This window comes from Thiomicrorhabdus sp., from assembly GCF_963662555.1.
Taxonomy (GTDB): domain Bacteria; phylum Pseudomonadota; class Gammaproteobacteria; order Thiomicrospirales; family Thiomicrospiraceae; genus Thiomicrorhabdus.
Genome location: NZ_OY759719.1, coordinates 1,853,851 through 1,868,814, shown reverse-complemented (window position 1 = coordinate 1,868,814; position 14,964 = coordinate 1,853,851). Strand labels below are relative to the sequence as shown.

The 14,964-nt window shown below is 38.1% G+C and carries 12 protein-coding genes; 6 read left to right on the top strand and 6 right to left on the bottom strand.

Translation table 11 applies throughout. The features are described 5' to 3' along the window. Window positions 1–10: 10 nt before the first annotated feature. The 4 genes from sdhA to aat form a co-directional block, all read right to left on the bottom strand. Window positions 11–1,849, bottom strand: a complete 1,839-nt coding sequence (sdhA, locus tag ACORJQ_RS08250; protein ID WP_321323577.1) for a succinate dehydrogenase flavoprotein subunit — start codon at window positions 1,847–1,849, stop codon at window positions 11–13. Between the two features lie 125 nt (window positions 1,850–1,974). Then, window positions 1,975–2,334 carry a succinate dehydrogenase, hydrophobic membrane anchor protein gene (gene sdhD / locus ACORJQ_RS08245; RefSeq protein ID WP_321323575.1) on the bottom strand — a complete coding sequence of 120 codons (360 nt, stop codon included), beginning with the start codon at window positions 2,332–2,334 and terminating at the stop codon, window positions 1,975–1,977. Next, on the bottom strand, window positions 2,331–2,732 hold the full coding sequence (gene sdhC, locus ACORJQ_RS08240) for a succinate dehydrogenase, cytochrome b556 subunit (protein WP_420719555.1): 402 nt from the start codon (window positions 2,730–2,732) through the stop codon (window positions 2,331–2,333). The genes sdhD and sdhC overlap by 4 nt, the downstream gene beginning before the upstream one ends. Window positions 2,733–2,947: 215 nt before the next feature. Continuing rightward, a complete protein-coding gene (gene aat / locus ACORJQ_RS08235; protein ID WP_321323574.1) occupies window positions 2,948–3,700 on the bottom strand; it encodes a leucyl/phenylalanyl-tRNA--protein transferase in 753 nt (250 codons plus the stop codon). 281 nt (window positions 3,701–3,981) lie between these two features. Between aat and dnaE the strand changes: the two genes are divergently transcribed. The 3 genes from dnaE to ACORJQ_RS08220 all read left to right on the top strand — a co-directional run bounded on the left by dnaE (window position 3,982) and on the right by ACORJQ_RS08220 (window position 8,924). Continuing rightward, window positions 3,982–7,464, top strand: a complete 3,483-nt coding sequence (dnaE, locus tag ACORJQ_RS08230; RefSeq protein WP_321323572.1) for a DNA polymerase III subunit alpha — start codon at window positions 3,982–3,984, stop codon at window positions 7,462–7,464. A gap of 105 nt (window positions 7,465–7,569) precedes the next feature. Further along, window positions 7,570–8,544 (top strand): hypothetical protein, encoded by a 975-nt coding sequence (locus tag ACORJQ_RS08225; protein WP_321323570.1) that lies wholly within the window; start codon window positions 7,570–7,572, stop codon window positions 8,542–8,544. Further along, window positions 8,544–8,924: a hypothetical protein gene (locus ACORJQ_RS08220; RefSeq protein ID WP_321323568.1), complete on the top strand. Its 381-nt coding sequence runs from the start codon at window positions 8,544–8,546 to the stop codon at window positions 8,922–8,924. Before ACORJQ_RS08225 ends, ACORJQ_RS08220 begins: the two co-directional genes overlap by 1 nt. A 152-nt stretch (window positions 8,925–9,076) precedes the next feature. On the opposite strand, the gene ACORJQ_RS08215 is transcribed toward ACORJQ_RS08220, so the two are convergent. Together ACORJQ_RS08215 and thpR are read right to left on the bottom strand one after the other, a co-directional pair. Next, window positions 9,077–9,742 carry a nitroreductase gene (locus ACORJQ_RS08215; RefSeq protein ID WP_321323566.1) on the bottom strand — a complete coding sequence of 222 codons (666 nt, stop codon included), beginning with the start codon at window positions 9,740–9,742 and terminating at the stop codon, window positions 9,077–9,079. 12 nt (window positions 9,743–9,754) lie between these two features. Beyond that, window positions 9,755–10,321 (bottom strand): RNA 2',3'-cyclic phosphodiesterase, encoded by a 567-nt coding sequence (gene thpR / locus ACORJQ_RS08210; protein ID WP_321323564.1) that lies wholly within the window; start codon window positions 10,319–10,321, stop codon window positions 9,755–9,757. 433 nt (window positions 10,322–10,754) lie between these two features. Between thpR and acs the strand changes: the two genes are divergently transcribed. The 3 genes from acs to ACORJQ_RS08195 all read left to right on the top strand — a co-directional run bounded on the left by acs (window position 10,755) and on the right by ACORJQ_RS08195 (window position 14,895). Next, on the top strand, window positions 10,755–12,707 hold the full coding sequence (acs, locus tag ACORJQ_RS08205; protein WP_321323562.1) for an acetate--CoA ligase: 1,953 nt from the start codon (window positions 10,755–10,757) through the stop codon (window positions 12,705–12,707). A 359-nt stretch (window positions 12,708–13,066) separates the two neighbouring features. Beyond that, window positions 13,067–13,285 carry a DUF485 domain-containing protein gene (locus ACORJQ_RS08200; protein WP_321323560.1) on the top strand — a complete coding sequence of 73 codons (219 nt, stop codon included), beginning with the start codon at window positions 13,067–13,069 and terminating at the stop codon, window positions 13,283–13,285. After that, complete coding sequence (locus tag ACORJQ_RS08195; RefSeq protein ID WP_321323558.1) at window positions 13,285–14,895, top strand: sodium/solute symporter; 1,611 nt, start codon at window positions 13,285–13,287, stop codon at window positions 14,893–14,895. The genes ACORJQ_RS08200 and ACORJQ_RS08195 overlap by 1 nt, the downstream gene beginning before the upstream one ends. Window positions 14,896–14,964 lie beyond the last annotated feature (69 nt).

Below are 14,964 nucleotides of genomic sequence, written 5' to 3'. Positions count from 1 at the left end.
TTATCAATATTCAATACACACGTTCTTTTGGTTCAAAAGGGGCGTGAGTTTTGGGTGAAAAATTGACTGGTTTATAACTTAATCTATGAGCTTGTTTAAAATACAAGCTGTGTTTTAACCAGGCCTGGTCATCTCGTTGTTGATAATCAATACGAGAATGTGCACCTCGACTCTCTTTACGAGCTAATGCTGATACTACGGTTGCATAAGCGATATCAATCAAGTTCTCAAGTTCAAAAGCAGAAAGTCTTTCTAGATTAAAAATATCACTGGCATCTGTTAAGTTCACTGTTTTTAAACGGGCTTCAATAGCAGGGAGTTTGTCTAATGCTTGTTGCATTGTGCTCTCATCTCTAAAAACACTGCATCCTTGCTCCATGATTTTTTGCAAATCTTGTTTTATTAAACTTACGCTGTCATGGTTGGTTTTTGAGGTAGGTATTGGATTGCTCGGTGTTGTCCATCTATTAATGCGTTTTAGTATGCTTTCTAAAGAGTGAATATCCATCTCTTTAGTTGAGTTCGTTTGCTGTATTTGTTCTAAAACGGTTCGTGCTGCTTTACGACCAAATACAATAATGTCTAGCAAAGAATTACCACCTAAACGGTTAGCTCCGTGAACTGATACACAAGCACATTCACCAATGGCGTATAAGCCATTAATAATTACAGCGTTACCTTCTTTATCTTGGCTAATAACTTGACCCTTTAGGTTGGTTGGAATGCCTCCCATCATATAATGGCAGGTGGGAAAAATGGGCACGGCTTTTTCAATCGGATCAATGCCCATAAAGGTTAGGCTAATATCCCTAATTCCAGGTAAACGCTCTTTGATTGTTTGTTCATCTAGATGTGTTAGGTCAAGTAATACATAATCTTTATTTGGACCACAGCCACGGCCTTCATTGACTTCAATAGCAATGGCTCTAGAAACCACATCGCGAGAGGCGAGGTCTTTAACATGTGGTGCGTATTTACCCATAAAGGCTTCACCATTCGCGTTTCTTAGCACGCCACCTTCACCACGAGCCGCTTCTGAAATTAACATGCCTTTACCGGCAACACCAGTTGGATGAAACTGCCAAAACTCCATGTCCTGCAAAGGATAACCAGCACGTAAAACCATGCCTAAGCCATCGCCGGTATTAATGCTCGCATTGGTATTGGTTCTAAAGATTTGCCCAGCACCTCCGGTTGCAAGGATGATGTGTTGACTGTTAAGTATTTGATATTCACCATTGTGAATATTCATAATCACAACGCCACAAATATCGCCTTGGATGTCTTTAATCAAGTCAATCGCATAATGCTCTTCAAATATGATGGTACCTTGGCGAATATTTTGTTGATAAAGTGAATGCAAAATAGCATGACCTGTGCGGTCAGCGGCAGCACATGTTCTATAGGCCTGGTCTTCTCCAAAGTTTTGACTTTGCCCACCAAAAGCACGTTGATAAATTTTGCCGTTTTCTAGCCTAGAGAAGGGCACTCCATAATGTTCAAGCTCTCTAACAATTTCTGCCGCTTCTTTACACATAAATTCAATAGCGTCTTGATCACCTAAATAGTCGCTGCCTTTAATCGTGTCATACATGTGCCATTGCCAGTTGTCAGGTGTTACGTTACCTAAGGCGGCATTAATTCCACCTTGGGCAGCTACTGTATGTGAGCGAGTAGGAAACACCTTAGAGACCACGGCTATTTTAATTGTGGATTTCATCTCATTTGTCAGTTGTAAAGCGGCACGTAAACCAGCTCCGCCAGCACCGATAATTACCGCATCAAATGTTTGGCTTGGTAGCTGATTAAGTTGGTCGTTATCTTTACCGTTATCTTTACATTTGGTCATTATCTTAGTGCTCTTTTAACTATTGGTTGCTATAACCTAGTTGTTAATTTAGTTATTTACTTACTTGTTAACTAGTTGTGGTATCAGTTTTTAGAAGTCTTTAAAAGTGATCTATAAAGAATGATTTATAAAAAATGGATTATTAAAAACAGTAAATCCGCCGCAATCAGTAGTAAAAACAGGGCATAAAGTTGTAGCCAAATTTGTACTGTATTTTGTGGTAAATAATCAATCATGATGTCTCTTAAACCAACCCAGGCGTGTATTAAGATAAACATGCATGCAATCAAACTGCTAAAGGTAAAGATTGGAGTAAAAAGTGTATTTAGTACATCACTTATTTGGGTGGAGTGAACAATGGTTATATTCGAGATTTTCAATGCAAAGTAAGGGAAAAAAAACAGTAGATATAGTGCACTGTAGGTTTGCCATTTATGAGCTGTGACACCAGTGAGTTTTAATCCAAATACAGTTAGTGTTTTCATAGATAACTTCTTGACCAGGCCTGGTAAAAAATCCATAAAGTAATTAGCAACCATACAGCTATGATGATATAGCTAACAACAAAACCATTAATTCTTTTGTAGGAACTGGGGTGGGTGAAATGTTGTGCCAATATGTGGCGTAAACCGGTTAACCAGTGAAAAGTTATCGATGACCAGAAAAATACAAACAGTATTTTATGTATACAGTGGCTAAAGACACTTGTCATTGTGACGTTTGGATGAAATAGGATTAAATGAAATAAGGCCAAATAGCCAAGTAAGCTGACAATCAACATAAGCCCCGTTATGCGGTGCAAAGCTGAGAGTTTGGCATTTAACGGAAACTTAAACGCAGTTAAACTTAAAAAGCGGGGTCGATTACTTGGGTGGTTATACATCAAGACCTCTTATTACTTAAAAGTGCATGTTACTAAAAACGTATGTTTCTAAAAGTTTGTGAAATGAGACGTACTTAGTAAGGCTATAGATTCATTCTACATTGTGCGACAGAAACAAGAAAAGAAGAAATCCTAATAGGCTTGATGATTTATTTAATGATTATTTATGAAATGATGATTTATTAAGAATAATTAATATGAGAGTGATGTTTACATTAAGAGTTAACAATTAAATCGGGCCAGTTTTCAGATAAGGTCCATTTTCCAGGTGCAAAAGCTTGTTGAGTGAGTTCGTTTATTAGAGCTTCAAAGCTCTCTCTAGATATTAATTGAGCCCCCAAACTATTTAGGTGAGGGGTTTCAACTTGAGTGTCAATCACCTTAAAACCCCATTGTTTAAGTTGCATTGCCAGAGCTGTTAAAGCAATTTTTGAAGAGTCTGTCATTTTGCTAAACATGGATTCGCCATAAAACATCTTGCCAATGCTTACGCCATAAAGACCCCCAACCAATTCATTATCAAACCAAACCTCAACTGAATGAGCATGACCTGCATTATGTAAAGAGGTGTAAGCCTTAAGCATGTCATCTGTAATCCAGGTGCCATTTTGACCTTCTCTAGGAACCTCTGAACACGCTTGCATTACATCACTAAAGTTTTGGTCAAAGGTGACCTTTAAGAGGTTAGACTTTAGATGTTTTTTTATGGTTTTTCGTAAACTTTTACTGATTTTAAATTCATCAATAAACAGCACGCTTCTTGGATTGGGTGACCACCAAAGAATAGGTTCGCCTGGATTAAACCACGGAAATATCCCTTTGCTGTAAGCCATCAATAACCATTCTGGGGTTAAGTCTCCACCCACTGCTAACAAACCGTCAGGCTCGGTCATGGCTAAGTGGCTTGGTGGAAAAAATACCGGTTGAGTATCAAGCCAAAAGGGTACAGCGTTTTGCGGGGTTGTCATATGAATGTTTTTAACTTAATAGTGATTATTTGCGGCAACTAATCGCCGATATATTTGTAATATGCGATAGAATATCACAATTAAAAACACAACCTATTTTGAACTGCTTAAATTAGAAAAAATTTTAGGTAGCTACTTTGCATGGTTACATATCATGCTTGCCTAGCATTTGTATTGTTGTTACAAAGTATTTAGATATGCTAAATGTACTTCTTTAAGTTTTTACCAGGCCTGGTAAATCGTTCAAAAATAAAAATAAAAAGCAAAGTTGACCCTCTTTTATGAACCAATTTGTTCACCTACATGTTCACTCTGAGTACTCTGTTGTAGATAGTACGCTTGGAATAAAACCCCTGATTTCTCTTATTAAAGGTTGCGAACAGCCAGCCATGGCATTAACCGATAAGAGTAATTTATTTGCACTGGTTAAATATTATGGTGCCGCAATGGGGGCGGGGATTAAGCCTATTATTGGTGCGGATATCTTTATTGAAGATGACAATGGTGAAGTATTTAAAGCGGTGCTGCTTTGTCAAAATCCACAGGGTTACTTAAATCTTTCTCATTTAATTTCTCAAAGTTATTTACACAACCAAAAGCTTTATAACAACCACATGGAAGCCTTGATTAAACGTGAGTGGTTGGCAGAATTTAATGATGGTTTAATTGTACTTTCTGGAGCAAGAGAGGGCGATATTGGTGTTGCTTTATTGGCGGAGAAGCCAAATCTCGTCGCCAATAGAATGAAGTGGTGGTTAACCCATTTTGCAGATCGTTTTTATATTGAATTGGTGAGAACCAAAAGAGAAAACGAAGAAAACTATATTGCCAAAGCAATTGATGTGGCAATTAGATATGAAGTTCCTGTTGTAGCCACAAACGATGTGCGTTTTGCCAAGCCAGAAGACTTTGAAGCACATGAAGTAAGAACCTGTATTCATGATGGCTATATCTTAGAAGATCAAAATCGACCAAAACGTTATTCAGAAGAACAATATTTTAAAACCACTGAAGAGATGGTTGAGCTGTTTTCTGATATTCCTGAAGCCATTGAGAATACGGTAGAAGTTGCAAAACGATGTAATTTAGACCTAACTCTTGGAACCTATTTTTTACCAGACTTCCCAGTTCCAGAGGGTATGACAATCGACGAATTCTTTATTGAAGAGAGTCATAAAGGTTTGGATGAACGTTTGGAATTTTTGTTTGGTCACTTATCAAAAGAAGAGTTTGCCAGAAAACATGAAGAGTACTATGCCCGAATTAAGTTTGAGCTAGATATTATTTTACAAATGGGATTCCCTGGGTACTTTTTGATTGTTGCCGACTTCATTCAATGGGGTAAAAATCATCAAATACCCGTTGGTCCTGGACGTGGTTCTGGTGCAGGTTCATTAGTGGCTTATGCTCTAAAAATTACCGATTTAGATCCTATTCAATATGATTTACTTTTTGAACGTTTCTTAAACCCTGAACGTGTCTCCATGCCCGATTTTGACGTTGATTTCTGTATGGATCGCCGCGATGAGGTAATCGACTACGTATCTCGTCACTATGGTCGTGACCATGTGTCGCAAATCGTGACTTATGGAACCATGGCCGCTAAAGCGGTAGTGCGAGATGTTGGGCGTGTATTAGGACTTGGTTACGGCGTTGTTGATGGGATTGCAAAGCTGATTCCAAATGAGTTAGGTATTAAGTTGGCAGAGGCTCTTGAGAAAGAAGAAGAGCTACAAAATAAGTACGATAACGATGAAGACGCACGTCAACTACTCGAACTTGCATTAAAGCTAGAAGGTACTGTTCGTAACACGGGTAAACATGCGGGTGGTGTTGTTATTGGTCCTAAGCCTCTTGACCACTTTTGCCCAATATTATGCGAACCAGATGGTTCAAGTGTGGTTACCCAGTTAGATAAAAATGATGTTGAATATGCCGGCCTGGTAAAGTTTGACTTCTTGGGCTTACGTACCTTAACCATTATTGATTGGGCATTGCAGTCTATAAATGGTAATAAAAAACCTGGCGATGAAGGGTTTGTGGATATTGCTCGTATTCCATTAGACGATAAGCCAACCTTTGATTTGATTCAAACGGGTAAAACAACCGGGGTGTTTCAGCTTGAATCAAGTGGAATGCAAAGCTTAATTGTTAAGCTAAGACCTGACTGTTTTGAAGATATTATCGCCTTGGTAGCTCTGTTTAGACCGGGGCCACTTGAATCGGGAATGGTTGATAACTTTATTGCCCGTAAACATGGCCGAGAAAAAGTTTCATACCCAGATGCACAATGGCAACATGAGTCATTAAAAGAGACGTTGTCTCCAACCTACGGTGTTATTTTGTACCAAGAACAGGTTATGCAAATAGCTCAGATTCTTGCTGGTTATACACTTGGTGGTGCCGACATGTTACGTCGTGCCATGGGTAAGAAAAAACCTGAAGAGATGGCTAAGCAACGTTCGGTTTTCAAAGATGGAGCCATTAGTATTGGTGTGGATGGCGAACTAGCCATGAAAATCTTTGACTTGGTTGAAAAATTTGCCGGTTACGGTTTTAACAAATCTCACTCTGCTGCTTATGCTTTGGTTTCATATCAATCCGCTTGGCTAAAAACGCATTTCCCAGCAGAATTTATGGCTGCTCAGATTTCATCTGATATGGATAACACTGAAAAAGTGGTACATATGGTAAATGAGTGCTATGCAATGGGCTTAAGCGTATTGCAGCCAAATATTAATACTGGGCAAATTCATTTTAAACCCTATGGTGAACGCACGGTCAATTATGGTTTAGGTGGTATAAAAGGCGTAGGTGGGGCGGCTCTTGAAGGTGCAATTGAAGAGCGTGAAGCCAATGGTGCTTATACTGATCTGTTTGATTTTTGTTTGCGTGCTGGTAAAAAAGCCAATAAACGAGTGTTAGAAGCCTTGGTACGCTCGGGGGCGTTTGATGAGTTACACGATAACCGCAACGCTATGTTACAAAGTATTCCAATGGCGTTAAAGCAAGCGGAACAACAGCATAAAAATGATGAAGTAGGTCAAAACGATTTATTTGGGGATATGCTTTCTGTTGCTGAATCGGGCGAATCTAAATTATTAGATGTACCTGAAATGCCACAAAAACTCCGTTTAGCCGGTGAAAAAGAGACGTTAGGTTTATATATTACTGGTCATCCAATTGATTTATATCAGAAAGAATTATCAACCCTAATTCCAACTAAATTAGCGAGTTTACGCCCAGAAAAATGGAAGAAAGTCTCGGCAGCTGGTTTAGTTGTAGAGTTAAGAAATAAAACTACTAAAAATGGTTCAAGAATGGGCTTTATGGCTTTAGATGATAAAACGGCCAGGTTAGAAGTGGTTATGCGTCCAGCAGTTTACGAAGCCATTAAAGACACCATTAAAGCTGATATGGTAGTGATTGTTCAGGGGGAAGTAAGTGAAGACACCTTTAATGGAGGCATTAAGTTAGATGCTGAACAAGTAGTGAGCTTGGCTGAAGCACGAGTAGAAAAGTGTCGTGCTATAAAACTTAATGTAAATACGACAGAGACTACACTTAACAACAATAAGATTTTTGAGTTAAAAAGTTTGTTAAGTGCTTATCAAACTGAGAATGGCTTGCCATTGGTGGTTGATTATACAAATGACTTAGCAACGGCTCAGATGAAAACGATGGGTGAAAATCAGTATTTTCCTGATGATGAGTTGATTGAGACATTAAATGCACAGGGTTGGAAGCCAGAAGTGGTTGTTTAATTATTTTATTAAGCACTTTGTCATAATTATTGCTTAATAATTTCTTAATAGTTGCTTAGTGTTGCTAAAATAATATTAATGAATAACTTATAAGTAGGCTGATGAGTGGCATTTTGGTTTGATAAAAATGAATTAAGGCGATTTAGTCGAATAGATATGCCTGTAAAAATATTTATTACATCGGCAGCACCTATTGTTGATAAAGAAATTTTTGCTTTAGGAATCGACTATTTTCCAAATAGTGTTAATAAAAAAATTCGACAAAATCACCAGCAACTTTTGCATTGGGTAAATCATATTCAAGAGCAAAAAGAGATTTTGCAGCCTGTTTTTTTGCAAGTGATAGATTCAGCCGAAATCTTGGGGGAGGCTGTAAAACAAATATCATTGGGTAAAAATCCATTGCTTGATGAAAGCTTTTCTCAGCAAATCATGAACAATCTAAAATCGATTGGACGTATAAAAACCCTAGAAGAGCCAGCTCCTAAAACCTTCCAATATTTTTTAGAAGTCGAAAAAAAACTTACTCATTTTTATCGGTTACTATTAGTTACACTGCATAGGTCAACATCCAAAAGCTATCATTGCTTTGAACCTATCACTGAGTCTTTTAAAATTGATGAAATGACCCAAAAATTTAGTCAACCATCATTTCATAAAATCCCTTTGGTCCAATCTATAAATTACATGCATAAATTAGTGGATAATTTTTGTGCTGTTTTTCAAGAAATGAACCTGGATTATTATTTGCGAGAAAACCCTCAGGCGTGGAAAGTGCAAGATGTCAGAATTAGTGCGGGTGGTTTTTCAGCTCTGTATCAAAAACGTTTTTTACCAGGTAGACCTTTAAAATCTTATATCTGTTTAAGCGATTCTGGACGTATTATGACCGTAAAATCAACCTTAGCACGCTGTGCAACCAATGTTCAAAAAAAGGGTGAACATAATGCGTTCTATTTTGAGTTTCCAGACCCTCAAGATCAAAAATATTTAGAGCTAGAAATTGAACGACGTCAGCTTGAAAAAGTAACTGGGCTTTGCACGCTTTATCAATTTCAAATATCGAATGGATTAATTTAGTGGCGGCAATAGTTGAAACCTATTTTATGAATTCGCTGCCGTTGTCTTTAAGAACGGCAGCACAAGATTTGTACGTTAAAGAGAATCTTGACTCTATAGTTGAGTTCCGTCTAAAGAAATTGGCTGACAAATATAGTCATGCATTTTCATTAACCGAAGACCAATGGGAAATTTTGTTAAATGCGTTAATTTTAACCAAATTATCTCAGATTACTTTGGGATCTCACCTTTCGAAAGAGAGTATTATTCAGCTTAGATTTTTGGTTAAACTTGCACTTGGAATGCAAGATTCTAGCGATAGTGAAATTGAATCTTATTTGCAAGAGAATGCAAAAAATTTTGCTTCTTGGTATGCCAATTTACTTAGGTGTTCTAAATAGCGTTTAAAAAAGATAGCGTTTAAAAAAGAGTTATAAACCTAAATTTTTTCTTTAATCTAGGTGTTATTAATTCCCTATATAACTCTCTCTATATAACTCTCTCTATATGACTTTCTTAACTAAACTTGATTTAATCTGTTTACTCAATGTTTTTATTCATAAAACGTACAAAATTCGTCAAGTTCAATTCTATCTGTTCGGTATTGGTTTACAGGGTGGTTTACATCTTTATAGCCTAAAGCCATCCCACCAATTAGTTTTTTAGTTTTTTCGATATTAAACGCTTGTTTAATAATACTCGGGAATTCAGCTAATGCACCTTGAGGGCAAGTTGCAAGACCATATTCTTCTGCTAATAGCATAATATTTTGTAAAAACATTCCGTAATCTAAATAGGAACCGGTTTCTAAGCTTTCATCTATAAAGAACAGCAACATAACTGGAGCATCAAAAGAACGATAGTTGGCTTCCCATTGTGCAAGACGTTTTTCTTTATCTTCTCGCTGAATATTTAAGGCTTGATAAAGCTTTGTACCCGTTTCAACTCGTCGGCTTTTATAAGGCTGTATCCATGTAGTGGGGTAATAATGATAGTCCATCGTTTCTGTTTCTTTTGCTCTAAACGCTTTAATCATTTTTTGCGAGATTTCTTCTTTACGTTGCCCCTGAACAACGACCACTTGCCAGGGCTGCATATTTACGCCAGATGGAGCATGTTTAGCAATCTCCAAGATGGATTTAATGGTTTGAATATCAACGTGTTGAGGTGTAAAAGCTCGGGTTGATTGTCTCTGGGTAATGGCTTGGCTTACGTTCATGACTCTACTTCTTTATTGTGGTAGCTGAATGCTTTTAATTTTAGTATAAACTGGTGCTGTTGCAGTTAGTTCACTTTGGTAAAGGGTAACTGCGTTGACATTTAGCCAAATGTTTTCACAGCTTGCAAGCGTTCGAGGGATAATTATTTTGCTTAAGTCAGTTTGTTTGTAGATTCTTCCTAGACTAATGTGAGGTATGAATTCTTGATTTGCTTTTCTGAGACCAATTTTTTGGGTATCAATCCATAAATTATTTACCAAAATTTGTAGTTCTTGATTTTTTTTAACGCTCGCAATCAAGGTGTGTGCTGAATCTGAATTAGGAAAAAGTTCAATTTTATTTAGTTGAAGTTGGAATGCTGAAATTTCTTTATTTACCCAATCGTTCATTGAGGATTGTATTTCTTGAACTTTATTATTTTCTAAATGGCCGCCAAGAAATTGTAAGGTGATGTGAAAGTTTTGTGGTAAAAACCAGCGAATCCCCTCTGACCAGGGATGAAGTTTTAGTTGTTGTATTTTAGCAGCGAGCTGTGTTGTTGCATCAGTATCGATTGCTAAGGCAATGAAACATCTCATGTTTATTTTTTAATCTCTGGGTGCAATAAAAGAATTGTTTAAGTTGTTCTAGATGCTGTAAAGAATATTTCCTTATGGTTTTGGTTTTAGGCATAAGCGATAACAGCCAGTTGGCTATAAGAAAAATTTGTACAGCATTGCTTTATTTCTATCTATAAAAGTGGCGCAACCCCTTTAATTTTAAAATTACGGTGGTACACTTTGCACATTAACTTCCGCACGCCCAAAAAAGTGCACAAAAATTGAAGTGATTCTCCAAGTCCTAAGTAGCTGGTCCGAGTATCCTAATATATTATTAGGAGACTTTAGCACGAAGACGTTGATGAATACAAAGGTCTCGACTCTATACGCTAAGGTTGAGAATTTAACTTTCCTTTGTTTCTAACGTTTCATGCAATTGTCTCATTTGAGAATAATTATTGTAGGAGACGCCATGTCTAATATTGAATCGATACTAACTGAAACACGTTTATTTCAACCTTCTGACGCCATTAAAAACAGCGTTGCAATCAATGAACAAACATTGGCAGAAATGCGTGCTAAGGCAAGTGAAGATCATGTTGGCTTTTGGTCTGATTTAGCTAAAGAAAAGCTGTCTTGGACAAAACCTTTTACTATCGGCTTAGATGAATCTAATGCCCCTCATTACAAGTGGTTCACTGATGGTGAACTAAATGTTTCATACAACTGCATTGATCGACACCTTGACACTAAAAGCGATAAAACTGCGATTATTTTTGAAGGCGATCAAGGCGATGTAGAACGCTATTCCTATAAAGAACTTCATGATCAAGTTTGTCGTTTTGCTAACACTTTAACCGCTCAAGGTGTTGAGAAGGGTGATCGTGTCATTATCTATATGCCAATGATTCCTCAAGCGGTTATCGCTATGCAGGCATGTGCTCGTATTGGTGCTATTCACTCTGTGGTTTTTGGTGGCTTTTCAGCAGAAGCTTTACGTGATCGTATTGAAAATGCACAAGCAAAGCTTGTTATTACAACTAATGGTAGCCGTCGTGGTGGTAAAACGATTCCTCTTAAAGGTGCGGTGGATGATGCTTTAGCAAAAGGCTGCGATCATGTTAAGAAAGTAATTGTATATCGTCGCACTGACGATGAAGTTTCAATGAAAGAAGGTCGTGATATTGACTGGATGGAAGCTGAAGCTGGTATGAGCAATTACCATGATCCTGTTCCTGTTAATGCTGAACACCCACTGTTTTTGTTATATACATCAGGTTCAACAGGTACGCCAAAAGGGGTACAACATAGTTCTGGTGGTTACTTATTAAATGCACATCTTACCAATGAGTGGATGTTTGACTTAAATGATAACGATGTCTTTTGGTGTACCGCAGATGTAGGCTGGATTACAGGCCACTCCTATGTAGCTTACGGGCCACTTTCTGTTGGTGCCACTATTGTAATGTTCGAAGGTGTTCCAACATATCCTGATGCCGGACGTTTCTGGCAAGTTTGCCAAGATCATGGTGTAACCGTTTTCTATACCGCTCCTACAGCTATTCGTGCATTAATGAAGTTCGGTGCGGATTTACCAAGCCAATATGACTTAAGTAAATTACGTTTACTTGGAACAGTTGGTGAACCTATTAATCCTGAAGCGTGGATGTGGTATCACGATGTTATTGGTCGTGGTGAGTGCCCAATTATTGATACCTGGTGGCAAACTGAAACCGGTGCTCATATGATTGCTCCATTCCCAATTACCCCTCTTAAACCAGGTTCATGTACTCAACCATTACCAGGTATTGATGCAGCTATTCTTGATGAAGAAGGTAATGAACTTGGTAAAGGCCAAGGTGGTCTTTTAGTTATTAAAAAGCCATGGCCTTCAATGATTCGCAATGTTTGGGGGGATGAAGAGCGTTATAAGAGTACTTATTTCCCACTTCAAGATGTCCCTTATTATGTTGTTGGCGATAGTGCTTATCATGATGAAGATGGTTACTTCTGGATCCTTGGTCGTGTTGATGATGTATTAAACGTTTCTGGCCACCGTTTAGGAACTATGGAAATTGAGTCTGCATTGGTTTCTCACCCATTAGTCTCAGAAGCCGCAATAGTTGGGCGTCCTCATGATATTAAAGGTGAAGCGGTAGCGGCATTTGTTGTGCTAAATGTTGATATTCCAAAAGGCGACGCTCGCAATGCTTTAATTGCAGAGCTACGTGATCATGTTGCTAAAGAAATTGGTCCAATTGCTAAACCTGACGATATTCGTTTTGGTACCAACTTACCAAAAACACGCTCAGGTAAAATCATGCGTCGTCTTTTGAGAACTATCGCTAAAGGTGAGGAGATTACTCAAGACACCTCTACTCTAGAAGATCCTAGTATCTTAGATCAGTTTCAAAAGAAAAAATAATCTGAGCATATCTAATCAATTCTAAATATATGTAAATATTAACCAGTTTTGGGGTGACCCGAATTGTCTGCCTTGTTTTGGGTGTTAAACAAGGTGGGTTGTTTTTTTAATGCCTGTATGAGAACTCTGTACGAGATCATAAACAATTTAAAAAGGCTAAAACTTTATTGTTTTTCGTTTTAAAACTTGTCAATAGCTCTGGCTGTTAACGGTTTTTTTGACCTCAAGCAGTAAAATTTTCTCAATTTTTTCAATGTTTTATGACCCATACAAAGGACTCTATTTAGTTTTTAACTAAATAAAAATAAAAATAAGAATAGTCATTAGACAATTCAGTTTTATAAATGAGGAGGAACTTTGTGAATAATAAAGTTAAATATTCGGCCATATTGTTGGTCATTTTCACAGTACTGTACTTTGGTGTTGCACTCATGGTGAGTGCTTCTTTCAAAGATCTTGCTGCGACAGTTGTGGCTGGTATGCCAATAGCAATTTGGGGTGGGTTATTGGTCATCATTAGTGGTGTAGTCATTACTCGCTTGTATTTAAAGAAGATGGACGCTGAGGAGAACGAATAATGGAAAACCTTGTTGCTCTAGTTATCGTTGGACTTGGTATAGGTCTATCGATTTGGATTAGTTTTTACCACCGTGCTTCAACTGGAAGTACAGCAAACTTCTACGTTGCTGGTGGAGGTATTTCACCTCGTGTAAATGGTCTAGCTATGCTAGGTGATTATGCTTCAGCTGCGAGTTTCTTAGGTGTAGCTGGTGCGGTTGCACTTCAGGGTGTTGACGGTTGGTGGCTTGCCATTGGTTTCTTTGCTGCATGGGTTGTTGTTTTATTGACTATTGCAAGCCCTCTAAAAAATGTCGGTAAATTTACTGCGGCTGATGTACTAAATGCACGTTTCTCTGAACATTCAAAAAAGATTCGTACAGTTGCAATGGTTTCAACATTAGTGCTTTGCGTTATGTATTTGGTTCCGCAGATTGTGGGAGCGGGTTACTTATTTGGGCTACTTCTTGGTTGGGACTATCTTCCAACAGTATTGGTTACAGGTTCTTTGATGGCACTATTTGTAATTATTGGTGGTATGAAAGGAACGTCTTATAACCAAGCTATCCAGGGTTCAATCCTTTTTGGTGCGATGCTATTCCTACTTGTTTTCGGAGTAATTCATTTATTCGGCGGTAATCCAGGTGGTGTAATTACAGCGGCTGAAACTATGGTTCCTGTGAAATTAGCAGCAACTAATGCAGAAGCAGTTGCGGCAGCGGCAGCAGCATCTAGTCCAGGTGCAGCAGTTGATGCAGTTCGTGCAATTATGACTGATGCTCCATCTGCAGTAACTCCAGGTGTTGGTCTTCGTGACTTTGCTAACCAAGCATCACTTGTTATTGCTTTGTTCCTTGGTGTATTAGGTTTACCTCATATCTTAATCAAGTTCTATACAGTATCAAACGCTTCTGATGCTCGTAAGTCTGCAGAGATTACTATCTGGGGTCTAGCGGTATTTTACGCAGCTATCTTTTTTGTTGGTTTGATTGCAATGTATGCTCTATATCCAGAGCTGATTAAAATGATTGCAAATGGTGAAGTTGGTAAAGCGAAGAACATGACAATGCCTATGCTGGGTGACATGCTTGGTGGTCAGATCCTAATGGGTGTGATTGCGGCAGGTGCGATGGCGGCTATGTTAAGTACTTCAGCAGGTCTATTAATCTCTGCAACGTCTTCTTTGTCACACGATCTTTATAAAGGTGTTATTAATCCTAACTCAACTGATGAGCAAGAACTTAGATTCGCTAAAATTGGTGCATTCTTCCTAGCGGTTGTTGCAATTGCAATGTCTGTATGGCTGAAAGAAGAAAACGTAGCAATGCTTGTAGGTATGTGTTTTGGTATTGCGGCTTCAACTTTTGCTCCAGTTCTAGTATTAGCTGTTTGGTGGAAAGGTTTAACAAGCCAAGCAGTTGTATGGGGTATGGCAGCAGGTCTAGTATTCTCTTTACTATTCACGTTCTCTAAGTTCTTTGGACTAAAAACGATGTTAGGTTTAGATGTATTAGTTAACCCAGCGCTTTACTCAGTTCCGGTAGCGATTCTTGTGACTGTTGTTGTTAGTATGATGACTAGCGACCGTGGTAATACAGAAGAGTTTATGGCGAAAGCACACGGAAATTAATAGAATTAATTTTGTGTTGTAAAAAAGGGGCTTTTAGCCCCTTTTTTATTGCCTTGAATAATTGTTTAT